This is a genomic window from Adhaeribacter radiodurans, from assembly GCF_014075995.1.
Taxonomy (GTDB): domain Bacteria; phylum Bacteroidota; class Bacteroidia; order Cytophagales; family Hymenobacteraceae; genus Adhaeribacter; species Adhaeribacter radiodurans.
Genome location: NZ_CP055153.1, coordinates 373,406 through 397,688, shown reverse-complemented (window position 1 = coordinate 397,688; position 24,283 = coordinate 373,406). Strand labels below are relative to the sequence as shown.

Annotated in this window: 17 protein-coding genes; 4 read left to right on the top strand and 13 right to left on the bottom strand. The window is 41.0% G+C overall.

Annotated features, from left to right (window positions below; translation table 11 throughout):
• Positions 1-82: 82 nt before the first annotated feature.
• From HUW48_RS02170 to HUW48_RS02160, 3 genes are all read right to left on the bottom strand, one after another.
• Positions 83-2,236: a plastocyanin/azurin family copper-binding protein gene (locus tag HUW48_RS02170; protein ID WP_182414112.1), complete on the bottom strand. Its 2,154-nt coding sequence runs from the start codon at positions 2,234-2,236 to the stop codon at positions 83-85.
• Between the two features lie 31 nt (positions 2,237-2,267).
• The gene (locus HUW48_RS02165; RefSeq protein ID WP_182414111.1) at positions 2,268-4,166 is read right to left on the bottom strand and encodes a 3-keto-disaccharide hydrolase; all 1,899 of its coding nucleotides are present in this window, start codon (positions 4,164-4,166) and stop codon (positions 2,268-2,270) included.
• 479 nt (positions 4,167-4,645) lie between these two features.
• A complete protein-coding gene (locus HUW48_RS02160; protein WP_182414110.1) occupies positions 4,646-8,134 on the bottom strand; it encodes a ThuA domain-containing protein in 3,489 nt (1,162 codons plus the stop codon).
• Positions 8,135-8,335: 201 nt separating this feature from the next.
• Between HUW48_RS02160 and HUW48_RS02155 the strand changes: the two genes are divergently transcribed.
• Positions 8,336-9,853 (top strand): NAD(P)H-hydrate dehydratase, encoded by a 1,518-nt coding sequence (locus HUW48_RS02155; protein WP_182414109.1) that lies wholly within the window; start codon positions 8,336-8,338, stop codon positions 9,851-9,853.
• A gap of 154 nt (positions 9,854-10,007) precedes the next feature.
• Here the strand turns inward: HUW48_RS02155 and HUW48_RS02150 are convergent, their stop codons facing one another.
• Both HUW48_RS02150 and HUW48_RS02145 read right to left on the bottom strand, forming a co-directional pair.
• The gene (locus HUW48_RS02150) at positions 10,008-10,877 is read right to left on the bottom strand and encodes a UbiA prenyltransferase family protein (protein ID WP_182414108.1); all 870 of its coding nucleotides are present in this window, start codon (positions 10,875-10,877) and stop codon (positions 10,008-10,010) included.
• A 235-nt stretch (positions 10,878-11,112) separates the two neighbouring features.
• Positions 11,113-11,676 carry an inorganic diphosphatase gene (locus HUW48_RS02145; protein WP_182414107.1) on the bottom strand — a complete coding sequence of 188 codons (564 nt, stop codon included), beginning with the start codon at positions 11,674-11,676 and terminating at the stop codon, positions 11,113-11,115.
• Between the two features lie 343 nt (positions 11,677-12,019).
• Between HUW48_RS02145 and crcB the strand changes: the two genes are divergently transcribed.
• Positions 12,020-12,391, top strand: coding sequence for a fluoride efflux transporter CrcB (crcB, locus tag HUW48_RS02140; protein ID WP_246343655.1), 372 nt, complete (start codon positions 12,020-12,022; stop codon positions 12,389-12,391).
• Between the two features lie 133 nt (positions 12,392-12,524).
• Here the strand turns inward: crcB and atpG are convergent, their stop codons facing one another.
• The 8 genes from atpG to HUW48_RS02100 form a co-directional block, all read right to left on the bottom strand.
• A complete protein-coding gene (gene atpG / locus HUW48_RS02135) occupies positions 12,525-13,418 on the bottom strand; it encodes an ATP synthase F1 subunit gamma (protein ID WP_182414106.1) in 894 nt (297 codons plus the stop codon).
• Positions 13,419-13,547: 129 nt separating this feature from the next.
• Positions 13,548-15,128 carry a F0F1 ATP synthase subunit alpha gene (gene atpA / locus HUW48_RS02130; protein WP_182414105.1) on the bottom strand — a complete coding sequence of 527 codons (1,581 nt, stop codon included), beginning with the start codon at positions 15,126-15,128 and terminating at the stop codon, positions 13,548-13,550.
• Between the two features lie 2 nt (positions 15,129-15,130).
• Positions 15,131-15,691, bottom strand: a complete 561-nt coding sequence (gene atpH, locus HUW48_RS02125) for an ATP synthase F1 subunit delta (RefSeq protein ID WP_182414104.1) — start codon at positions 15,689-15,691, stop codon at positions 15,131-15,133.
• A gap of 86 nt (positions 15,692-15,777) precedes the next feature.
• Entirely contained in the window at positions 15,778-16,272 is a 495-nt protein-coding gene (locus HUW48_RS02120; protein WP_182414103.1) for a F0F1 ATP synthase subunit B, read from the bottom strand.
• Between the two features lie 157 nt (positions 16,273-16,429).
• Positions 16,430-16,699 carry an ATP synthase F0 subunit C gene (atpE, locus tag HUW48_RS02115; RefSeq protein WP_182414102.1) on the bottom strand — a complete coding sequence of 90 codons (270 nt, stop codon included), beginning with the start codon at positions 16,697-16,699 and terminating at the stop codon, positions 16,430-16,432.
• Positions 16,700-16,747: 48 nt separating this feature from the next.
• Entirely contained in the window at positions 16,748-17,803 is a 1,056-nt protein-coding gene (gene atpB, locus HUW48_RS02110) for a F0F1 ATP synthase subunit A (protein ID WP_182414101.1), read from the bottom strand.
• 42 nt (positions 17,804-17,845) lie between these two features.
• Positions 17,846-18,229 carry a hypothetical protein gene (locus HUW48_RS02105; protein ID WP_182414100.1) on the bottom strand — a complete coding sequence of 128 codons (384 nt, stop codon included), beginning with the start codon at positions 18,227-18,229 and terminating at the stop codon, positions 17,846-17,848.
• A 163-nt stretch (positions 18,230-18,392) separates the two neighbouring features.
• Positions 18,393-18,626, bottom strand: coding sequence for an AtpZ/AtpI family protein (locus tag HUW48_RS02100; RefSeq protein WP_182414099.1), 234 nt, complete (start codon positions 18,624-18,626; stop codon positions 18,393-18,395).
• Between the two features lie 303 nt (positions 18,627-18,929).
• Here HUW48_RS02100 and porW point away from each other — a divergent pair, with 303 nt between their 5' ends.
• Together porW and HUW48_RS02090 are read left to right on the top strand one after the other, a co-directional pair.
• On the top strand, positions 18,930-21,938 hold the full coding sequence (gene porW / locus HUW48_RS02095; protein ID WP_182414098.1) for a type IX secretion system periplasmic lipoprotein PorW/SprE: 3,009 nt from the start codon (positions 18,930-18,932) through the stop codon (positions 21,936-21,938).
• Positions 21,939-21,941: 3 nt separating this feature from the next.
• Positions 21,942-24,248 carry a penicillin-binding protein 1A gene (locus HUW48_RS02090; protein ID WP_182414097.1) on the top strand — a complete coding sequence of 769 codons (2,307 nt, stop codon included), beginning with the start codon at positions 21,942-21,944 and terminating at the stop codon, positions 24,246-24,248.
• The last annotated feature ends 35 nt before the right edge of the window (positions 24,249-24,283 follow it).

Here is a 24,283-nt window from a genome sequence, read left to right as displayed (position 1 = left end):
TTTACGAAAAGGCTATACTATAAAAAGCCGGTAAATTTTTAAAATTTACCGGCTTTTTAGTTAGGTTAACAAAACAAGAATCTTATTTCGGTAATACCTTCATGGTGCCTTGCATGCTGTAAAAGTGGCCGGGTACCGAACATTCGTAGGTGTAATTACCGGGCTTTTCGGGCGCGGTAAAGTAAATGGTTTCGGTAGATTGTGGCTGCAGCAAATTTGTGTGATACAATACCTTGTTGGTGTTCGGAATGTAGTTTTTCTGCTGACCTTCTAAACCTAATTTCATGGCCAAATTACCTACCTCAATGGCAGTTCCGGGTAACACTACCACAAAGTTGTGCAACATATCGTCGTCGTTCTGGAATACTACCCGGATTTTGCTGCCGGCTTTTACCTGAAATTGCGATGGTTCAAATTTAAGGCCGGGTTTGGTGCCCAGGTTAATGGTGTAATCAGCATTCCCGTTCCAATCAGCTGGCATTTCAGTTACACGTTTGGCAGCCATTTTGGTACCGACTGCATTGCCAGATGTTACGGAAGCAGCCGTGCTAGCTTTATTAGTTGCTTTAGCGCTTCCAGCCGCTTTACCCGCTGCCGCCATCATAGCGGCATGGTCGTGGGATGGGGCAGCCGCTTGGGCAATATTCAGTTTAGCACCATCCGGCAAATTGTTCAGAGTGTAATAGCCAACAGTGTGCAGCAAAGGCTGACCAGACTTAGAGCGAACACCATCCGAATTAATTTCGTGAATGTAGCCTAAACGCAGATCATCTACTACCAGGCGCGCTTTCATGCCGTCTTCCGAAACCACCACACCTCTTATTGAATTTTCTTTGTTATTGATAACGGGGCTACCGTAAGTCGCGTGGTATTTATAGTTAAAACCAGTTACCTTATAAGAAGCCAGATTAGAAGCGGTAGCTTTATCTACGGGTTGGGTAAACTCAATTTCGAAACCATCGGGCATGGCGTGAATGGTTTTCATTTCGAAAGGCGTTCGGCCGGTCCAGACCAATCGCTGTAAGCTGTATAATTCTTTACCGGTCGATGACCAACCGCGACTGGTCATACCCACAAACATGGAGCCATCGTTGCCCCATACCTGCCGTAAAATACCCGATGAAAATCCTTCGCGGAACCCGAAAGCTACACCTTGGTATTCGCCTTTTACTTTTTCCAGGTCTACGCGCATAATTTTGCTTTGGCCCTGGTCGCCTACAAAAATCTGGTTCTGGAACGGACCAAATTTACCGTTGGTATTGTCGTTTAAGAAAGCTGAGGTAGAAATACCAAAAATGCCGTGCGGCATCCAGATGGCCGGGGCTTTTAACTCCGGTACCCGCTTGGCTACATCGTACAATGGTTCGCCAGTATTAGGTACATCCTGCGGTTTTAACTTTAAAGGGGAGCCAGGTAAGCCCGACCAGTTTAAACTTTCGGCGTTACCTAAAAAGTCACCTTTTTCTACGTGCGAAATCCGGCCGGAACCTACCCAGTCGCCTTGGTTTTCGGTGTAGAAGAAATCGCCGGCTGCGTTAAATCCATAACCCGCCGGAGAACGCATGCCCGCCGCAAAAGGTGTCATTTTACCGTCAGGCGTAATTTCTAAAGTCCAGCCACGCCAAGGCACCAAACTTACCCCGTGGCCTAAGCTGTTGCTCCAGCCCACATTAAGCGTTACCAACATATTGCCGTTGGGCAAAAAAGTAGGGCCGTAAGAATATTCGTGGTAATTGCCGGATAAAGGCCAGGAATAGACTTTATCGTACGAATCGGCTTTACCGTCACCGTCGTTATCGCGTAAACGGGTAATTTCGCTGCGTTGCGTAACGTAAATATCGCCGTCTTTATAAGCTAAGCCTAATGGCTCGTGCAGGCCGGAAGCAAAGCGTTTGTAAGTAGGCCGATCTTCGCCCGCAACGGTTGGGTTCGACACTTTCCAAACTTCACCGCGGCGGGTACAGATTGCCAGGCTACCGTCTGGTAAAGTAGCCATCCCACCTACTTCCAAAATAACATCTTCCGGAACTGGCAGCGAAATCAGGGTATAATAGTCATCTTCTTTGGCCGGTGCGGCCTCTACTTTGGCTAAGCCTTTGGGAGCAGGAGCCGGTTGTTTGCTGCCTGTAGCTGGGTTTACCTTAGTTTGCGCCCAACCGATGTTTTGTAAAAATAAAAGCCCGGCCGCTACTAGGGTAACTTTGGCCAGTGAGTTAATTTTATTTACTTTTTTCATGATACTGTTATCTTTCCGAAGTTCTCTTTATCTACCACACAATAGCATATTTTACTACTCCTGCTGCGTCTTTGGCTTTTACAGGCAAGAGCATTTCTTCGGTATTCTGGGCCGTTTTCCGAATAACGGGTTTTTCTTTTTTATCTAATTGTACGAAGTATTCTTTATCCCCAATGGCATATAAGCCATTCGGTAGCTTGGTAATGCTGCTGCCTTCGGCCACCCGGCACCAGATCGCCTGGGTTTCCTGACCCGGAGTTACGGTAAAAGTATGGGTTAACTTACGGCCATTATCTTCAGGTTCTACGGTTTCGCTTACGTTGGCATTACCCAGCGTATATTTAAAAACCGGCCGACCCGCTTTGCTTACATCGTAACCTAAATTGTTGTAGGCAGCGTTAGAATCGGGCCAGGCGGCATTCTGGTCGGCTAAAAACGTGAGCGATGGTTTAGCCGGGAATTGCGTGACGCTACCCATAGGTACTTCTAACTGGGTTTCGCCCCGGCCGTACCACATCGGTGTAGTTTCTAAAAAATCGCCTCGCCAAACTTGCAGGAACTGGCCCCGGCTTAAATCAACGGCGTAATTGGCGCCACCGGGTTCTCCTACCGATATCACATGAGTTCTTTTTTTACCCATATGCTCCAGAAAACCGCGTTGCATTACTGGTTCATCGGCTACCTTCACGGTTATTGCTCCTACTGGTTCCACTACTTTTAAGGGGGCTTTTAGAGTAGTTAAAGCTACCCCCGGTCCACTTACGGTAAGTATGATATCGTTACGGCGGGCGTACCAGTACGACGAGCTTTTAAAATAAAATAAAGTTAAAGGATAAGTACCGGCTGCCAGGTTTACCGTACCAGAAGCTACTCCGGTTTTGCCCGTTACGGTTAAAACTTTTTTATCGCCAATGGTTAGTTCGCCGGCTCCGTTGATGTAGTTCGGATTTGTATCCATCGGAATCCAGGCCAGATTTAAGTTAAAATTATAATCGCCGGAAGTAGGCACTTGAATAGTACTCGTAATTTTCCCGGCAAATTGGTCGCGGGTAGCGGGAGCCAAATGCGCCAGCACGTCAATGTCCATCTCCGATTTAGGCACATTGGTGTTAAAATCCGATAAAGCTTTAATGTTGTCGTAAGACGTTAATTTTAAATCTAGCAGCTTTACTTCTTCGGTGCCGTAGGCCTGATACTTAATATTGCGGATAGCTACCGCTCCGTGATCGCCCTGAATCATTAAAGGGCCCAATGGTTTTTCATCTTCGAAAGCAGCGGCGCGGGTAGGGCCGGTTACTTCTATATTTTTTTGCACTAATACCCCATTTTGGTATACTTCTATAAACCGGGCATTCTCAATTTTTTGACCTTGCGCGTTAAAGCGTGGTGCCCGGAAAATTATTTTGTAATGCTGCCACAAACCCGGCGCTTTGCTTACGTTTACCAACGGTGGGTGGCCTTCGTAGCCTTCCCGGCCTGGTCCGCGTTTTTCGTCCCAACGCTGGTAAATAGCGCCGGCATCCGAATACTTTGGATCGGTTTCGCCCCAGGAATCAAACATTTGCACTTCGTAGCGGCCTTGCAAATACACGCCGGCGTTAGAACCTTTTGCCATCATAAAGTCTAATTCCAACTCTATGTCGCCGTGCTCCATGGTAGTAAATAAATGACCGTTATTGCTTTTGCCCAGTGTATTTACCAGAATGCCGGTACCAGCTGTAATTTTACCGTTACCGCCTTTTATCGGGTCAAAAAAAACGTCTTTGGCTAACTTCCAGTTGTTGGTTACTGGCTTAAAAGCGCTGAGATCGGTTAAAGGAATAGCGGTAAGAGCAGCAGCAGGCGCATTGGATTGAGCAATTCCTTCGGACTGGCAAAAAAGAAAGCACAAAAGGATAAGCGTTACTTTTAAATTACTTTTAAATTTCATGTGATAAAGTAAAGAAAACAAAATAGTTAATGGAACAAATATAGTTATTGTTTTTAGAACAATAAGATTAGAAAATTTTAAAAGTTATCGTTCGTACAGCCGTTGCATTAGCTTAGTTTTAGTGAATTTGTATTATAGTTTAGGCCTTATTTTTTGCGTATTACAACTATGGCGCGGAAGTTACTTCCGTGACTTGCTTGCAATGTAAGCTAGCAAAATTGGAAAAAAATCTTGTTCGCATAGCAGCGGTTGTAGTTGTAATTGTTTAGTGAAGTTGTTTCATTGTTCAGGTTCTGTTCTTTTTGTCTTGACACAAAAAGAACCAAAAAAGTCAAGACGATTTTAAACTCGCTGCCGCTCAAACACAAAATCGTCAGGTTCTGCACTTCGCTTAGGTTGTTTGTTGCATTGTTCATTGTAAAATTCTACTAAATAACTAGACGCTAGACATTAATATTTAGTATATAATGTCTGACTAATTATTGAATGAAAGTAATAGCTGATAACGAAGCTAACTTATCATTCGGTTTTTCGCGCTTTACAAGAATGAAATAAAGGTCGTGCTTGCCCATAATAGGTTTATCAAGGGTGCCGGTTACTTGCTTCGGTCCTTTGTTGCCACCATTTGCATTAAAGGCCGTTCGGCTGATTACTGGTCCGGCGTAAGAGCCAATCCGTAGTTCTATCTCGCCATCTTTATCCGGTGCGGAATAATCGTAAGTAAATCCTTTAATGCCTGTTAAATCAATATTTTTTAGCAAAATAAAAGATTTATGATTACCGGTGCTCAGGTTATTGCCAAACCGCCCAAAACCAGTATAAGCATCGGCATCAATGGCTCTTACTTTCGCGTTACGGAGGGTTACTACTTCAGTGCCAGTAAGCGGCCCTACGGCTTTACCGCCTTTGTCGGTGTAAGTAGCTATTAAGGTATATTGGCCGCGGGGTTCGTCTGCTTTGTGTTCTTTTAAGGTCATGGTGCCTTTTGCCGGTAGATTAGTTTTTTGCTTTTTAGCATCGGTGAGCGAGAAAATATAATTCACCATTTCCTGGGCATCTTTCTCGTTAATTTGTGGGTGCGCGCTCATGACGTGTTCGGTACCCCAGTTACCACCGCCACCATTAATTATTTTTTTTGCTAACATATCTAAGGCGCCGCTTTGTTTTTTGTAGCGGGTGGCCACAGCCACAAAAGCCGGCCCTACCGAAACTTTATCCACGGTATGGCAAGCTTTGCAGTCGCTGTTAGCTACAAGGGTTTTACCTAAAGAGTTATTTTCGATGGTAGTAACTACCTGATGTCCCGCTACTGGTTCTTTGTTTGTAGTGCTTGGCTGCGGATTATAATCGAAATACACTTTTACTTTTTTGGGATCAATGGTTTTGTCTTCTTTGTCTTTTACCTGAACGTTGTAAGTAAAAGGCTTATTCTCCCAGTAAAAAGATTTGTTGCTGGTAGTAGCAATGTTTACTTCGGGCAAGGCATTACCTACTTTTACGGTTACTGTATCGGTAGCGGATGCTCCGGAATTATCGGTAACTTTTAAAATAGCTTGGTAAATACCGGGTTGGGTGTAGGTATACGTAGGATTTGGGGTAGAAGCTCCTGCGGATTTGCCATCGAATAACCACTGGTACGTTAATTTATCGTTATCGTCCAAGTCGCGGGTACCACGGCTGGCAAATTTCACGCGCAGTGGAGCTGAGCCAGTTACCTCAGTTAATTGCGGTCCCATGCGCGGGTCGGAGGTTAAGTAAGAACGCGCACTCGCTTGTGCTATCGCGGCTGAGTCGGTGGCAAAAGCATTGGCGATAGGTGGCCGGTTGTTGGTGTTGTACTCAATTTTGACTAAACGGGCATCTTCGTTATCGGCCCCGTAAACCGAACCGTATTCCAGCATGTACATTACGCCATCTTTCCCGAAAGCCAGATCAATTGGCCGGCGAAAATCGCCGTTTAAAGTCATAAAAGGTTCGGCGCGCACAAAGTTTTCGCTATTATCAAACCGTAGAGCCATTACCCAGTTCCGCATCCAGTCCATCACGAACAAGGTGCCATCGTAAAATTCCGGAAACTTATTTTTAGAAATAGAATTTTTGTCGTAGGTGTAAAATTCGCCGGCCATGGCGCTGCGGCCTCCTATGCCTAATTCCGGAAATTCTTTGGAAGCATCGTACGGGTACCAGATCATAGCTGGTACGGCAGGAGGTAATTGATTTAGACCCGTATTGTTGGGAGAGTTGTTAATAGGGGCTTTGGCATCGTAAAGCGGTCCCGCTTTTTTGGTAGCAAAATCCCATTCGGGGTAAGCGATGTTATTACCCACAAAATACGGCCAGCCGTAATTGCCCGGTTTTTTAGCTTGGTTAAATTCATCGTAGCCTTTGGGGCCGCGCAAGCTATCTACGCCTGCATCTGGACCAATTTCGCCCCAATATAGCACCGACGATTTTGGATTTAAGGCGATGCGATACGGGTTGCGGCAACCCATTACGTAAATTTCAGGCTTGGTTTTAGGCGTGCCTTTCGGGAATAAGTTGCCGTCCGGAATAGTATAAGAACCATCCGGCTCTGGGTGGATGCGCAAAATTTTACCTTTAAAATCGTTGGTGTTGGAAGCAGATCGCTGGGCATCTTCGCTAAAATGTTCCGGTTCCGGGCGTTCATCAATAGGCGCATACCCTAAAGATGGGAAAGGCGTAGTGCCATCGCCGGTAGATAAATACAAGTTGCCTTCTTTATCCCAGGCCAGAGAGCCACCGTGGTGGGCGCCGCTTTTTTCCTGTACCGGTACCTGCAACAATACTTTCTCCGAAGCCGCATCCAGGGTATTATCCGGTTTTAAAGCAAAACGTGATAAATTAAATAAATAAGGTTCTTCGGCTTTAGGCGGGCTGTAGTAAACGTAAAGTTGTTTGTTCGTGGCAAAGTTAGGGTCCAAAGTTAAACCGATTAAACCGGTACCGCCTTTCTGCACGACTTCAAATTTATGTACCTGGGCTACTTGCTTAGTTTGTGGATCGTACATGGATAATTTACCCGCAAATTCCGTATAAAATATCCGTCCGTCCGGTGCAACGGCTAATTCCATAGGCACTGCCAAGTCATTTACCAGAATAGTTTTTACAAAACGGTTTTCTTCGGGCACTACCACGGCGTACGATTTACTGTAATCCAAAGGTTTGCCGCTGCCCATGGCGTACTTAATGCCGCCTAATAAATGATTTAAAAATAAAGGATCGCTGTAGCTTTCGGGAGTGTGGCCGCAGCCGGTATAAAAGGCGCGTCCACCATCAAACTCGTGGTACCACACAATCGGATGGTTGGCGCCATTAGTACCGCCTTCGTAGGAATTTTCATCTAACGAAGCTAAGACTTTAATACCGGGGTAAAAAGAACGGTAATTATACCACTCATCGGTACGTTCCCATTTATCGGGCAGACCGGCAGTTGCCTGGTGCGTTTTATCGGTAACTTCTACAATAGCTTTCCGTTCGCCGGGTTGTAATGGATGGCTCGAAAAATGGGCGCCCATTAACTTATCGTACCAGGGCCATTCGTATTCGGTATCGGCGGCAGAGTGAATACCTAGATAACCACCGCCCGCCTGAATGTAGCGTTCGAAAGCGGCCTGCTGTTCCGGGTTTAATACGTTACCAGTAGTACAGTTGAAAATTACTGTCTGATACTGTTTTAAACTGTCATCGGTGAAATAGTCGGCGTTGCGGGTAGTATCTACCTGCCATTTATTTTCTATTCCCATTTGATAAATAGCCTTATTGGCGTACGGAATAGAAGTATGTTTCCAGCCCATCGTGCGGGAAAAAACCAGTACGCGTGGGGTTGCTTTTGCCAGATCCGTCGTTTGCTGTTGCTTACCGTTTAGACAGGAATTTAAGACCAGACTTACCAGCAATACACTACATAAACGAAGTCCACGGGTGAGGATAGGTGTAAAGTTGATCATGCGGTTAGATATTGTTCCAGATATGTTTTGAGATTTTTAAATGTACTATTTTTTAAGGAATTTTAACTATTACTATTATTCTATTTAAAACTTAAAATGATTTGGTATAAGCTAGTATAAATTACTATAAGCATAACTTACCGTGCTAGTACAAGTACTAAGCAGGAAGTAATTTTTTATGACTAAACTTAATCCACTTACATGAAAATTCTTTCAGCGGCACAAACCCGGGCGGCAGATGCTTTTACGGCTGAACAGGAAAACATTCCTTCTCTTGCTTTAATGGAGCGGGCAGCATCCGCATTTGTTGGTTGGTTCGAAAATAAATTTTATACCAATAGAGTGCAACCGATTTTAATTTTCTGTGGCCCCGGCAATAACGGGGGCGATGGTTTAGCTATTGCCAGGCTATTGTATCAGCACCACTATCCAGTGCAGGTTTTTATTTTACCCGCTGCCCATACGTATGCTCCTGATTTTACGGCTAACCTGCAACGCTTACCCGATGAAATAATTAAAACATATTTGCATACCAAAACAGACTGTCCAGAAATTTCAGATAAGACAATTGTTGTAGATGCGCTTTTCGGAACGGGTCTCAATCGCCCACTTACTGGGTTTATAACCGAACTTATTACGCAAATAAATTCCAGTTCCGCTACCGTTGTAGCAGTTGATATGCCCTCAGGGCTATTCACTGATGCTCACAATAAATTAACAGATTGTATTGTGCAAGCGGACTATACTTTATCTTTTGAATTACCTAAAATAGCTTTTCTTTTACCGGGTAATGCGCGGTACGTAGGCGACTGGACAATAGTACCAATTGGCTTAAATGCCGAATTTATTTCTCAGATTGAATCTCCTTACTTTTTTATTTCTTCGGATATACCCGCAACTATTTTAAAGCCCCGTCCTAAGTATTCCCATAAAGGCACTTTTGGCCATGCTCTGCTTATTAGTGGGAGTTACGGTAAAATAGGCGCTACGGTGTTATCGGCTAAGGCTTGTTTGCGGAGCGGAGTAGGCCTATTAACGGTACATTGCCCAGCCGCTGGCTATACTATTTTACAAACGGCAGTACCGGAAGCCATGACTCTTACTGATAAAGAAGCTGATTTTATCTCCGAACTCCCGGACTTAAGCATTTACAATGCTATTGGTATTGGGCCTGGCTTAGGTAAACACCCTGCTACCCGCCAAATGGTAAAACATTTACTAAATACTACGCAGGTGCCGCTAGTTATAGACGCCGATGCTCTAAACATTATTGCCGAAGATGAAAATTTAAAAAATGCACTGCCACCCAACAGTATTCTAACACCCCATCCTAAAGAATTTGAGCGCTTAACCGGCAAAGCCGAAAACGATTATCACCGTTTGGACTTGTTAAAAGAATTTTGCCAAAAACACTCGTGTTATGTAGTTTTAAAAGGAGCACATTCCTGTATAGGTACTCCGGCAGGTGCATACTATTTTAATGGTACGGGTAATCCGGGTATGGCTACCGGCGGCACTGGTGATGTATTAACCGGCATAATTACAGCTTTAATAGCGCAGCAATACTCAGCTTTAGATGCTTGCATTTTAGGGGTGTACCTACACGGTTCGGCTGGCGATATTGCAAAAATGGAGATGGGAGAACAAGCTTTACTCGCATCCGATTTAATTCAAAACTTAGGTAAGGCTTTCCTAAAGTGCTCCTATCTGACTAAATAAGTAAAAAGACACCGGTAATAAGATATTAGATGTTAGAATTTGTCTTTAAGAAATTAAATATTAGTGCCTTTCTACAATACTCTTGATAATAAATATAAAAATTAAGTTTACTCAGTAACTTAATATTATTGAAGAATGAAGGCCGCTATTTGAATTACGAAATGCTAGAGCTAACTGCCAGGTATACCAGAAAAAACTGAAGTAGCATCATACCATCGGCAAGGATTAGAAAATAATAATCGCTGCGTTTTTCGTGGCTAAACCAAACCACTAAAGCTGCTATTACCGCCGATAGTTCTAAACTTAATAAAACATTTCCTTTTTCGGTAAAATAAGTAAGTACCGCAAAAATCAATAGCAGAAATAAGGAGAAAACTTTGGTTAACCGCACCCCAAATAAGCCCGGAAAGGTAAGTGTGCTGGTTATGCGGTCTTTTTCAAAATCCCGGATATCGAACAAAAGCGTAAGAGCAAACAAGAAACTAAACCGTCGCAGCAATAGAACACCGGTTTCTAAGGTAAATATCGGCAGGTTCACTGTTTGCAAGGGTAATATAACGGTTACGCAACTCCAGACATACGCAATTAAAAATACTTTTACTAGAGGAACATTCCGGAGTGGCATAAACGTACCATTTTTTTGCGGAATTATTCGCAAAGAGTACAACAGAGAAATAATTACTAAATGGGCTATAAACCAAACATGATCGGTTTGGCCGTGACGGATAAACAAGTAAAATGAAATTATCCCTGCCAAGCTAATACTTTCCAATAAAAGGGAACGGTGGTGAACCAGCCATAACTTCCTCTCCGAAATGACTATGTTTTGGTTAAACTTATAAGGCAACAAGCCATCCAAATTATAAATAAGAAAGGTAGCTAAAAATGCTAACCATGCTAACCATAGCTGTACAGGAAGTTGTAATAATAAATACGTTTGCCATACTAAACTAAAAGCGCAGGCAGCTATGAACAGATTACTGAACAAAATACCGCGTCCTACGTTCCGGAAAAAAGTTAGCATATACCGATTGAATACGGATTATTTTAATAATGAAATAGCAAATAAAAATAGTAATTGCTGAAGTTCCTGTCGTAAATTAAAATGTTTAATCCCCTTAAACCAATTAACACGAAACTGCTTTGAAGTTATAAAAAATAAAACCGGTTATTCTTTAAGAACAACCGGTTTTATTTTTTATAACTTCTCCCTAAAAACAATAATTTAAAACTGTTCAGGTTATTTAAAAGATGAAATATTATTTCTCGGTAAGCTCAGGTTTGTTCCGGAAAGTAGTATTATATAACTCAATACTTTTATTGATTATTCCATAAGCCTGTTCCCTGCCTAAAAATTGCTCTACTACTACTTCTTTGTTTTCCAGCTTTTTATAATCTTCAAAAAAGCGACGAATTTCGAGCAAGGTGTGAGGCGGTAATTCCGAAATATCATTAAAGTGGTTAACCGACATGTCATTTTTTGCTACCGCAATAATTTTATCGTCCTCTTCATTATTGTCGATCATTTGCATGACCCCAATTACTTTGGCTTCGATAATACACATGGGGTGTACGTCTATGGAGCAAATCACCAAAATATCCAATGGGTCACTATCGTCGCAATACGTTTGCGGAATAAAACCGTAGTTGGCCGGGTAATGAACTGACGAAAACAATACTCGGTCCAACTTTAACAAACCACTATCTTTATCTAATTCGTATTTAGCTTTGGAGCCCTTCGGAATTTCAATTATTCCAGTAACTACTTCCGGCGCATTATCGCCGAATCTTACACTATGCCAAGGGTTATTTTTTCTAGTCATTTATTATATCTATTTAAAAGTAAATATCTGTACAAAACTCCGCAAAAGTACGATTTATCGCGGATGGGTATATTATTTAACTTACAACTATCTTTCAGTTCAATTTATTGGTAGCGTAAAACGGGTAATAATGGTTACTTTAAATTTGCCCTTCACTGGATAAAAAAGCAAGTATATGCAATAACACAAACCCTGAAACTTTTTTAATTAAGTAGTTATGTTCATTCTATTAATCAGGAGCAGTATCTATTTTAACCGAGGTAAATCTAAATAACCTATCTTTACGCTACACAAAACAGGTTTTAAATGGTTTAGTATATAAAAATTTGCATATTTATAATAGATGAATTACAGAGAATTTATGTTAGTTTTTATTGGGGGTGGATCTGGCAGTTTGGTACGTTATAGCTTAAGTAAGTTAATTAGTAATTATTATCCTTTTTCATTTCCCTTAGCTACTTTGGTAATTAATATTTTAGCCAGTTTAGTTTTAGGTCTTTTTATAGGCTTAACTGCTAAAGATCTTCCAAACTCAAATTTAAAATTATTAATTGCTGTAGGCTTTTGCGGCGGATTTAGTACTTTTTCAACCTTTAGTAACGAAACATTGCAATTATTTCGCTCTGGTCAAAGTAATTTAGCCTTACTTAATATTGTGTTAAGCTTACTACTTTGTATTGGAGTTACCTATTTAGGTTTTCTTCTTACTAAATAGTTTTACAACTATAAGTAAAAAAGTAAATCAACTATAAATTATTAACTTATCGACTTAATTTTTTGATTAAGCCAGTATAAATAAGAAAGGCTCCAGTAGTGGAGCCTTTCTTATTTATAAGAAAAACTAAACATTATCTGCTGGCAGCTAATGCTTCTGCTCCACCTACTATTTCGAGAATTTCGGTAGTAATTGCGGCCTGACGAGAACGGTTGTACGTTAATTTTAATTGCTTTAATAATTCACCGGCATTATCCGTAGCTTTGTCCATCGCCGTCATACGGGCGCCGTGTTCCGAAGCATTAGATTCTAATACTGCTTTGTAAAATTGAATCTTGAGCGACTTTGGAATTAACTCCTCAATAATTTGCTCTTTAGATGGCTCAAAAATATAATCAATATTAGTAGCAGCACTAGAAGAAGCAGCCAGAGCTTGCTCCTGAATAGGTAAAAATTGCTCTACCCGAATTATTTGAGTAGCTACGTTTTTAAATTCGTTATATACAATATCTACCTGGTCGTATTCACCACTACGGAAAGCATCCATTGCATATTCTGCTGCTACCCTAACCGTATCAAACGAAAGTTGGGCAAAAACATGCGTATAGTTTCCGATTAATCGGGAGCCACGTTTAGTTAAAAAATCATGGCCACGCTTGCCAATAGCTAAAAAGTCTACCCGACCAGCTGCCATTTGCCGGCTATAACGCTCCTCTACTAAATTATTTACTGCTTTAAGAACATTACTATTAAAAGCACCGGCTAAGCCCCGGTCAGAAGTAACTACAACCACTAACACCCGGTTAATTTCCCGGCGGGTAGAATATACGTTAGCGGTAGAATCGTCTGTTAATCGGGATAAATTAGTTAAAATGTTACTTAGCCTCTGCGCATATGGCCGCATCCGTATAATATTGTCCTGAGCGCGGCGCAATTTAGCCGCAGCCACCATTTTCATGGCTTTGGTAATTTGCTGAGTCGAGGATACGGAAACTATCCGATTACGTACTTCTTTTAAACTGGCCATTTAGTTTGTAAAGTTTTGTAAAAAGATAAAGACTCAAAGGCATTATAATCTCTTCCTTGGCTCTATCTTGTTTATATAAAAATTAGAGTTTATCTGCTGCTAGCAGCAGATAAACTCTAATTTAATTTACTATTTTTTATATTTTGCTGATACTTCTTTCGCTACTTGTTTAATAGCACTAATAGCAGTGTCCTCTAACTTACCGGCACGTAACAAATCTAGCGCATCTTTATGATTTAATTCCATACTGCGTAAGAACTCTGCTTCAAAAGTTCTTACTTCATTTACCGGAACATCATCAATTAAACCGTTGGTGCAGCAATAAATAATAGCTACTTGTTGCGCTACTGGCACTGGGGAGTACTGTGGCTGCTTTAATACTTCCAGGTTCCGACGACCCCGATCAATCGTTAATTTAGTGGACGCGTCCAGATCCGAGCCAAATTTAGCAAATGCCTCTAATTCCCGGAACTGAGCCTGATCCAGCTTTAGAGTACCGGCAACTTTCCTCATTGATTTAATCTGCGCATTACCTCCTACTCGTGATACCGAAATACCTACGTTAATGGCCGGGCGAATACCAGAGTTAAATAAGTTAGTTTCCAGGAATATCTGACCATCTGTAATTGAAATTACGTTAGTTGGGATGTAAGCCGAAACGTCACCTGCTTGGGTTTCAATTAATGGTAAAGCGGTTAACGATCCCCCTCCTTTTACCAAATGCTTAATAGAATCTGGCAAATCGTTCATATTCCGGGCAATTTCATCGGAAGCATTAATTTTTGCGGCCCGCTCTAACAAACGAGAGTGCAAATAAAATACATCACCGGGATAAGCCTCACGTCCCGGGGGACGACGTAACAATAAGGATACTTCGCGGTAAGCTACTGCTTGTTTCGATAAATCGTCATAAACTACCAATGCCGGACGACCCGTATCGCGGAAGAATTCACCAATAGCGGCACCGGTAAATGGCGCAAAGAACTGCATTGGTGCCGGATCAGAAGCTGAAGCAGATACTACTACAGTATAATCCATAGCACCACCCTGCGTTAAAGCGTTTACTACTTGGGCTACTGTAGAAGCCTTTTGGCCAACCGCCACGTAAATACAATAAACTGGCTCGCCACGGTGATAAAATTCTTTTTGATTGATAATAGTATCAATAGCTACGGCAGATTTGCCTGTTTGACGGTCACCAATGATCAACTCCCGTTGTCCGCGTCCGATTGGAATCATGGAATCAATCGCTTTGATACCCGTTTGCAAGGGTTCGTTTACTGGTTGACGATAAATTACCCCAGGAGCTTTTCTTTCCAAAGGCATATCGTACAAAGGACCGGCAATAGGACCTTTTCCATCTATTGGCTGACCTAAAGTATTTACTACCCGGCCTACCATGGCATCGCCTACCTGAATACTGGCAATTTTGTTGGTGCGTTTTACCGTTGCACCTTCTTTTATTTCGTTGTAGTCGCCGAGCATTACGGCTCCTACGTTATCTTCTTCTAAGTTTAGAACGAGAGCTTGCAGACCATTAGCAAATTCCAATAACTCGCCCGATTGGGCTTTGGATAAGCCGTAAATACGAGCAACCCCGTCGCCTACTTGCAAAACGGTTCCTACTTCCTCTAATTCGGCTTCGGTACGGAAATTGGATAACTGTTCTCTTAATATCGCTGATACTTCATCAGGTCTAACTTCTGCCATAATTATAATGTACTAGTGTAAGAATTATCTTTTAATTGATTTTTTAAGCGCAACAAATTGGTACGAATAGAATCATCAATTTGTATATCGCCAATTCGTAAAACAAATCCGCCGATGATACCTGGATTTATTTTTTCTTCCAAAATAACGGTATTCATACCGGTACGGTTAATCACTAATTGCTTAAATTCTTCCCGCAATGCAGGAGTTAATGAAGTAGCGGTAGTAATTTGCGCTTTTTGTACCCTTTTTAACAAATTGTACTGCGATAAAAATTCCGTGGCAACACTTCCAAGTACTGCTTCCCGGTTTTTTTCGGTAATAATAGTAAAGAACGATAAGGTTAATTCGTTTACTTTACCTGTAAATATTGCTTTTAATACCGTTAACTTCTTGTCATGCTTCACAATTGGGTTCCGGAGCATCAAACCCAAGTCGCGGCTAGATGCTAAAGTTTTCGAAAATAGCAGTATATCCTGGTAAACTTCTTCCAAGATACCCTTCTCTTGCGCTAATTCAATTAATGATTTAGCATAACGTGAAGCAATTCTATAGTCGGACATAATTAAGTTATTGGTTGCGAGTTATTGGTTGCTGGTTATAATTTAACTAAGTTGATGTTTAGCAACTATCACCACACTATTACCAATTAATTAAGTTTTAAATCTTTTAAATAATCTTGTACGAGAGCCTGTTGGGAATTCGTATCACGAAGTTCGTGCTTTAAAATTCTTTCCGCAATCTCAATAGAAACCGTAGCGGCAACATTTTTAACTTCTGCTAAAGCAGCCTTTTTCTCGTTTTCAATTTCATCTTTTGCCTGGGCAAAAATGCGGGTACTTTCGGCGGAAGCACGGTTTTTGGCATCTTCCACAATCGCCCTTCCGTTATCAACAGCTTCTTTTAAAATACGGTCGCGCTCTACTCTAGCTTCCTGCAATAATTTTTCGTTATCTGCTTTTAAGGCTTGCATTTCTAATTTAGCTCTTTCTGCCATGCTAAGAGCCGATTCGATAGATTGTTCCCGCTCACGCAAAGAAGCCATAATTGGCCGCCAGGCAAATTTAGAAAGTAAAAACAGAACAAGAACAAAAGTAATGGTCTGCCAAAAAATAAGTCCGATACCAGGGGTTACTAATTCCATGAGGTAATAAAAATCTTTAAAAGTAGTGGTTTAAACCAAAAAGCTAAATCCTTACTTAATTCTATAATTTAAATGTTTCAATTTATAGTCATTCAATTTCCAGCTGCCCGCGCTAAAAGGCATGCCCTGGAAGCCGGGCAGCCGGAAATAAAAGGCCTTAACCTTTGAATGAAATAAGCAGACAAACTACCACACCAAACAGTGCCACACCTTCAATAAGAGCAGCCGCGATAATCATCGCAGTTTGGATACGAGCAGTAGCTTCTGGCTGACGGGCGATAGATTCCATGGCTGAACCACCGATTCTACCAATACCTAAACCGGCACCTAAAGCAACTAAACCAGCACCGATACCGGCACCCATAATTGCTAAACCCGTACCTTCAGAAAGGCCTTGTACAACTTGAAGCAACAATGCTAACAACATAGAGATAAATTATATAGTGAAAAAAAGTAAAAAAATTCTTAATTAGTATTAATGTCCGCCGTGTCCCATGTCATCGGCGTGGTCGTGTTCTTCTATCGCTCCCCCAAAGTACATGGAGGTAAGCAGAGTAAACACATAGGCTTGCAATAAGGCTACGAACAGTTCCAGAAAGTTCATAAAAATGGCAAATGCCACACTTATTGGACCTATAGCAAAGCTTTTAAATATGAATATGAGAGAAAACAAGCTTAAAATAATAATGTGGCCCGCTGTAATATTAGCAAACAACCGGACCATGAGAGAGAAAGGCTTGGTTAAAATACCCACTAACTCAATCGGAATCATAATAGGTAATAAAGCCGCCGGTACACCGGGCGTTTTAAAAATATGCGACCAATAAGCTTTGTTAGAGCTAAATAAGGTAACTAGTAATGTAAATACTGCCAGAACCAAGGTAACCGCAATATTACCAGTTAAATTAGCGCCGCCGGGCATTAAACCCAGTAAGTTATTAAACCAGATAAAAAAGAAGATAGTTAGTAAATAAGGTAAATAACGCTCGTACTTAGGCCCAATATTAGGTTTTGCAATATCGTCGCGGATAAATAATATAATAGGCTCGAAGAACGACTGAACACCGCTTGGAGCTTTGCCCCGGTTTGTTTTATAGCGCCCGGCTACGGTAAAGAAGATAATTAAAAGCAAAGCCACACTCAAAAACAACGAGGCCACGTTTTTAGTTATGGAGAAATCTAACGGACCAACGTGCTTTTCTTTTCCATCGGCAGTTGTTTCGGTTAAAGGCTCGCCTTCTTCGTTGGCGTAATAAATGTGACCATGTTCGAGCACATAACCTTTATAAGGCACCAGTTGATGATGCTCATCATAGAAATTGCTGGAAGAAAATACTTCCAAGCCATTTTTACCGTAAACAATAACGGGCAGATGTAATACCAGATTATCCGCAAAATGCCACGAGTAATCATCCGTAATGTGATGAGTAATCATACTACCCGGATCAAATTTGGCATCTTCGTGCGTCGGCTCTGCCGCAGAGGCAGCTAAAGTAAAGAAAGAAAACAATAAAATAAGTAACTTATTCATCAAGAGTACTTTATGTAAAAACCCTTTAAAACTAACTAAGGATTATAGCTGCTTTTTTGAATTTCGGCGCAAGTTAGTCAGAATGTGATAAATTTCAAACCCAGTATAAATAAAATAAAGTAAAAAGAAATTTAATGTAAACTGCAATTCGCGCTGGGTAGCAAAGTATACGTACACAAAAACAACTCCCATGCACATTAACACCCGGAATAAGGTAGAACCCAGATAGTACATTTGAAAATTGCCCGGATCACTTTTACTGCCTGCACTAACAATATAATAAGTAAATCCTGTTACGATTAAGAAAAACAAAATCATGTACCAAATGTACGGATGAATCCAGTTATAGCCCTGCAGGTAAACCAAAGCCGCAAAAATCAAACAAAGAACTATTGTAATTAAACCTAAACTTTTAATAAAAGACATATCAATAATTACCTATAACTGTAATTAATTGTAAGAGAAAAAGAATTATAAAGGGCAAAAATCAAAAATTGAGTAACAGAATGCTGATTTTAAAAGGCAAATCTTAGTAAATTACTTATTAAAATGTTTACCTTAATCATCTTAACCAAAGTAGGTAAAAGACTTACTTCATTACTGAAATAATAATTTTGTAAATAGAGCCAATTACTCCCAATAACATAAAAGCAATTGTAAACCATGGGTTTTTATTTCCTAAATAAGCATCCAGCCGCATTCCGGCGTAGGCAGCTATTCCTAATACCATAAGCATCTGGAAAGCTAATCCGGAATATTTAAGGTAGGATTGCAGTTTTCCCTTCTCTGTATCGGAGGTTTCTCTAGGGTTGTCTGGTATCATAGAGTAAAGGACTTCCTCAAAAGTACAACTTAATTTTATTAAATTTCGGAAACTACGTAGCCTGTTTGGTGGTTTATTTTGACAATTCTCTAAAGTAGTTTCTTTATGCAGTAAAATAACCCATAAATTTTTTTACTTTTTTTACTTGCTTAATCAAATAACGTAACAATCAAAAAAATACAAATAGATTGAATAAATACTTTTTACTAATCTTATTATGTTAGGTTAGATAGAAAAAACGTTATTAGAAAATAGATGTAATTAGAACCTTATTTACTTTTGCTGTTTATACTCTCTTACGCCTTGAAGAAAAAACAACTAAATATTTTTATTCTATTTGCCCTTGCCTTTTCTTTTTGGCAATGTGCCAGCAGCGAAAAGTCTGGGTTGCTGGGCCAAGTGTATCATAATACTACTGCTCAATACAATGCTTACTTTTTAGGCAGTGAACGCTTAACCGCTGCGGAGGCTAAACTTACTGCCGCAACTCCCGATGACTACAACCAAATATTAACCTTTTTTCCTAGTTCAGACACTAGCATTACTTCTCAATTTCGTCCACAGTTTGAAGATGTTATCACAAAAGCCTCCTTTGCTATTAAAAAGCACCCTAAAAGTCGCTGGACCGGCGATAGCTATATATTGGTTGGGAAAGCACGCTATTATTTAGGAGATTACGACGAAGCCATCAGAACGTTCCGGTTTGTTAATACCAGTAGCAAAAAGGATCAGGTTCGTTTCCGGTCGCAAGTGTGGTTGATGCGTAGTTTTATAGCGCAACGAGATTTTGAAAGTGCTGATGCCGTATCGGATTTACTAAAAAAAGTGAGGCTGAATAAGAACAATGCCATTCACTTATTTCTAAACCGGGCCGATTATTACTTAATGCAGAAAGATACCAGTTTGGCTATTACCAACTTAAAGTTGGCCATACCAATAATGAAGAACAAGGATTACCGGGCGCGGGCGCGCTTTATTCTGGCTCAACTGTATCAGCAAACCAAGCAGGATAAACAAGCTTACGAAGTTTACACTAAAATTTTAAAAAAGAACCCACCGTACGAACTTGGCTTTTATAGTAAATTAAATCTGGGTCAGGTAACAGAACTATCCGACCCGAATGATAAAGCCCGGATTGAAAAATATTATAGTAAGTTGTTGAAAGACGCGAAGAATATTGATTTTCGGGATAAGATTTATTACGAGATGGCTCAGTTTGCGCTTAAGCAACAGCAACCCGAAAAGGCTCTTGATTATTTACGGCAAGCGATTAAAGCTACTTCCACGAATGAAACTCAAAAATCGTATTCTTATTTACTGGCCGGTAAAATTTATTACGAAAAACTGCAAAAGTATTCTTTAGCTTCCGCTTATTACGATAGCGCCGTACAGGTTATGCCCCCTAATAGTGCTGAGTATTTAGCCGCTTCGGAACGACGCGATATATTAAAAGAGTTTGCTACCCAGTATACTACCATTCAAACGCAGGACAGCTTACAAGCGCTGGCTAAGCTAGATACAGCAAGTTTAAATAAAAAAATTAATGCTATTATAGAAACAGCCGCTAAAAAAGCCCAACAAGAACAGGAACAACAACGCCAACAAAATAATAATGGTAGTGACGTCCGGAATGCCTTTAATTTAAATCCCGGTCAAAACGGCCGTCCGAATAATAGGCCGAATAGTTTTAGTACTAGTTCCGGTGGTACCTGGTATTTTGATAATCCAACATCTGTGGCCCGTGCCCGTGCTGAATTTACCCAACGTTGGGGGAACCGCCAATTGCAAGATAACTGGCGTGTTTCAGACCGCGAAGCATCTGCAGTAGCACAAAATGCCAACGACCCTGCTGCCGGCAATGCGTCAACGGGCGCTACTCCAGATTCAACGGCTACGGCCAATAATTCTGCAAGTTTTCGCAAGGATTTATTACAGAATATTCCTATTGGCGCAGAAAAAATGCAGGCTTCTAACAATCAGGTAGAAGAGGCCATGTTTGGCTTAGCCACCATTTATCAGCAACAATTAAACGAACCAGTTAAAGCAGCCGAAACGTATGAAAAGCTTTTACAGCGTTTTCCTGCCACTAAGCATAAATCGGAAGCGTACTATAGTTTGTTTCTGATTAATCAGGAGCAGAAGAATGACCGGGCTAAAACGTATGCTGATTTAGTAAAGCGGGAGTTCCCGGGTAGTAAATACGCGAAGCTGATCGATCAGCCAGATTATTTAGAGCAAGTTTCGGCAAATAATCAAAGAGCCCGGCAATTATACGATTCTGCTTTTGTTAATTATCGCCGCGAACGCTATCCAGTTGCTTATACTTTAGTAAGCCAGGTACAAAAACAATATCCGGATAATGAATTAGCCGATCGGGTTGCTTTTTTACAAGTATTACTTACGGGTCGTACGCAAAAACCAGCAGTTTTTAAAACAGCGGTACAACAGTTTATAGAGAAATACCCAGGTAGTACCCTGCTGCCAAAAGCCGAAGAAATATTAACCTCATTTGAAGCTTATGAAAGCGGGCAACTATCGGAAGCAGAATTTAATAAAACTCACTCCAAAAAGACAAAAGAACCTTTTACTCCTGAAGAATTAGCCGCGCAGCAAACGAATGAGGAACAAGTGCCTTCTGAAACAGAGGTGCAACCTAATCAAAGAAGAGGTCGTCCACGCAATGAGGCTGTTCCTGAAATAGCAGCAGAGCCTTCTGATTCAGTAATAAGTAACGACTCTATTCCTACGGATTCTGTTGCTGTTGCGGAGGAGCCTGTAGCTGAACAAGAAACACCTTCACCAGATCAGCCACAAGATTCTTTAGCAGAAACTTCGTCAGACCCTGTGCCTAATTCATCGGAACCTGCGCCAAATAATTCAACACCCAAGGCTTCTCCTGCCGTTACAGTTAACTCTCCAGCAACTCCTCCGGTAGTGGCTGCCCCTATTTATGCCATGAATGTGGCCCAACCCCACGTAGTGGTTATTGCGTATCCGAAAACGCACCCGGCGTTTAAAGATGTTTACACTAAAATGGCTGGTTACAACACTAGATTCAATCAGGCTGACAACCTAAGTATTGACTCAACAACTTTTAATGGCACTACAAACCTTTTAGTAATTAAAGAATTTGACACTGGTAAAAAGGCAGTTAATTACGCTACTAAACAAAAAGCGCCACAGTCGCCGTTAAGTAAGATCAGAGGTATAGAATTTGCTACCTTTGCTATCTCTTCTGAAAACTTACCTATTTTGTTAAAAGAAGGTAAACTGGAAGATTATCTTACTTTTTACAAAAATAATTATTTCTAATACATGGCTTCGCCTAAATCGAGTAACTATTATTCTAAAATAATCGCAACAATCTGGTTAGTATTTGTGGCTGGCTTACTGGCCCTGATATTATACGTTTATGCAGTTAGTATCAATTTTTTAAATTTATTCGGCGAACTACCAGATTTCCGTGCTTTAGAAAATCCCAAAAGTGTGTTAGCTTCTGAAGTGTATTCAGAAGACAACGTGTTAATGGGTAAGTATTTTCTGGAAAACCGCTCTCCGGTAGATTACCCCGATTTGCCCCAAAACTTGATTGATGCTCTTATTGCTACCGAAGATATTCGTTTTGAAGAACACTCCGGGATTGATTTTAAAGGCTCTTTTGCGGTAATTTATTATAAGCTCACTGGTAAGCAAGATCGGGGTTCAAGTACGCTCACGCAACAGTTAGCGCGCAATCTTTTTCGTACCCGCACCGATTTAAATAAAGGTTTGCTGAGTTCAGTTCCTGGTTTTCGCATGCTCATTATTAAAACTAAAGAATGGATTATGGCCATTCGGTTGGAGCGGTCTTATTCAAAAAAAGAAATTTTGCTTATGTACCTGAACACGGTTGATTTTGGTTCAGGGGCTTATGGTATAAAATCGGCGGCAAAAACGTTTTTTAATAAAGCACCCAAAGATTTAAAATTACAAGAATCGGCGGTTTTGGTTGGTTTACTAAAAGGTCCGTCTTATTTCAGCCCAGTAAAGAATACGGAACGCTCGCAGTTGCGCCGCAATACCGTAATTGACCAAATGCAGAAATACGGTTTTATTCAACCGGAAGAAGCCGAATCAGCTAAGAATACTAAAATCGCTCTTAACTACCACGTCGAGAATCAGAATAGCGGAATGGCTCCGTACTTCCGGACAGAGTTAGGTAAGTTTTTATTGCGCTGGTGCAAAGAAAATGGCTATAACCTCTACGAAGACGGTCTAAAAATTTATACAACTATTGATTCGCGCATGCAGCAATACGCCGAAGAAGCCGTGCGGGAAAATATGCAAAAGCAACAAAAATTATTTGCCAATTACTGGATGGGCCGCCAACCCTGGACGAATGAAAATGGTGCTACCATAAAAGGTTTTCTGGAGCAACAAATTAAACTGACGGATCGATATAAGAGCCTGGATAACCGGTATGAGGGTAACAAGGATTCAATAAATTATTACTTGCACAAAAAAATACCGATGAAGGTATTTACCTGGGAAGCGCCCGGTGAAAAAGAAGTAGTAATGAGCCCTTTGGATTCGTTAGCTTACTACAAACGCTTTTTAAATACAGGTTTTATGGCCATGAACCCACTCGATGGTCATATTAAAGCTTGGGTAGGTGGCAATAATTATAAGTATTTCAAATACGATCACGTAAAGCAGGGACGGCGCCAACCGGGGTCTACCTTTAAGCCAGTTACCTACTTAGCTGCTATTGATAATGGTTACTCGCCTTGTTACGAAGTAATGGATGTACCCGTAACTTTTCCGGCGCAAGATGGCAGACCAGCTTACACGCCTAAAAATGATGATAATGTTTATTCTGGTCGTTCTTTTAATTTGCGCGAAGCACTGGCTTTTTCTAAAAATACGGTTACCGCTCATTTAGTGCAGAAACTTACGCCACAAGTAATAGTAAATTATGCTAAGCGTCTTGGGTTCTCTTCTGAAATTGATCCGGTACCCGCAGTAGGTTTTGGCTCTAGCGATGTGTCCTTATACGAATTATGTGGTGCCTATGGTACTTTTGTGAACAAAGGCAAATGGATTGAACCAGTTTACTTAACCCGTATAGAAGACAAAAACGGCAATTTACTATTGAATTTTGTTACTAAATCCCGGGATGTAATCAGCGAAGAAACGGCTTATTTAATGGTGCATTTACTAAAAGGAGGCGCTGATATAAAGGGCGGTACTTCTTATTATGGTTTACGTTTCCGGCATAAACTCAAAAACGAAATTGGCGCTAAAACCGGTACTACCAGTAATTATTCGGATGCCTGGTTTATGGCCATTACTCCTGATTTAGTATGTGGGTCGTGGGTAGGAGGCGAGAACCGCAGCATTCACTTCCGGAGTGCCGCTTACGGCCAAGGCAATAAACTAGCGCTACCCACGTATGGTTTATTTATGCAAAAGGTACTCGCCGATAAAAGTATACCCGTTAATACTGGTCCGTTTCCGAAACCTACTGCGCCTCTTTCAGTAGAAATTGATTGTGCCAAATACAATAATCCTGGTATTGCCGGCGATTCGATTAATCAGGAGCAAATATTAAATCCGGAAATTCAATTAGATGAAGGAATCTAGATGTTAGATAGTAAATACTAGCCATTAGACTTTCT

Excerpts from the sequence above, each read along its gene's own strand:
- HUW48_RS02170 (WP_182414112.1), bottom strand. The coding sequence starts at position 2,236 with ATGAAAAAAGTAAATAAAATTAACTCACTGGCCAAAGTTACCCTAGTA.
- HUW48_RS02165 (WP_182414111.1), bottom strand. The coding sequence starts at position 4,166 with ATGAAATTTAAAAGTAATTTAAAAGTAACGCTTATCCTTTTGTGCTTT.
- HUW48_RS02160 (WP_182414110.1), bottom strand. The coding sequence starts at position 8,134 with ATGATCAACTTTACACCTATCCTCACCCGTGGACTTCGTTTATGTAGT.
- HUW48_RS02155 (WP_182414109.1), top strand. The coding sequence starts at position 8,336 with ATGAAAATTCTTTCAGCGGCACAAACCCGGGCGGCAGATGCTTTTACG.
- HUW48_RS02150 (WP_182414108.1), bottom strand. The coding sequence starts at position 10,877 with ATGCTAACTTTTTTCCGGAACGTAGGACGCGGTATTTTGTTCAGTAAT.
- HUW48_RS02145 (WP_182414107.1), bottom strand. The coding sequence starts at position 11,676 with ATGACTAGAAAAAATAACCCTTGGCATAGTGTAAGATTCGGCGATAAT.
- crcB (WP_246343655.1), top strand. The coding sequence starts at position 12,020 with ATGAATTACAGAGAATTTATGTTAGTTTTTATTGGGGGTGGATCTGGC.
- atpG (WP_182414106.1), bottom strand. The coding sequence starts at position 13,418 with ATGGCCAGTTTAAAAGAAGTACGTAATCGGATAGTTTCCGTATCCTCG.
- atpA (WP_182414105.1), bottom strand. The coding sequence starts at position 15,128 with ATGGCAGAAGTTAGACCTGATGAAGTATCAGCGATATTAAGAGAACAG.
- atpH (WP_182414104.1), bottom strand. The coding sequence starts at position 15,691 with ATGTCCGACTATAGAATTGCTTCACGTTATGCTAAATCATTAATTGAA.
- HUW48_RS02120 (WP_182414103.1), bottom strand. The coding sequence starts at position 16,272 with ATGGAATTAGTAACCCCTGGTATCGGACTTATTTTTTGGCAGACCATT.
- atpE (WP_182414102.1), bottom strand. The coding sequence starts at position 16,699 with ATGTTGTTAGCATTGTTGCTTCAAGTTGTACAAGGCCTTTCTGAAGGT.
- atpB (WP_182414101.1), bottom strand. The coding sequence starts at position 17,803 with ATGAATAAGTTACTTATTTTATTGTTTTCTTTCTTTACTTTAGCTGCC.
- HUW48_RS02105 (WP_182414100.1), bottom strand. The coding sequence starts at position 18,229 with ATGTCTTTTATTAAAAGTTTAGGTTTAATTACAATAGTTCTTTGTTTG.
- HUW48_RS02100 (WP_182414099.1), bottom strand. The coding sequence starts at position 18,626 with ATGATACCAGACAACCCTAGAGAAACCTCCGATACAGAGAAGGGAAAA.
- HUW48_RS02090 (WP_182414097.1), top strand. The coding sequence starts at position 21,942 with ATGGCTTCGCCTAAATCGAGTAACTATTATTCTAAAATAATCGCAACA.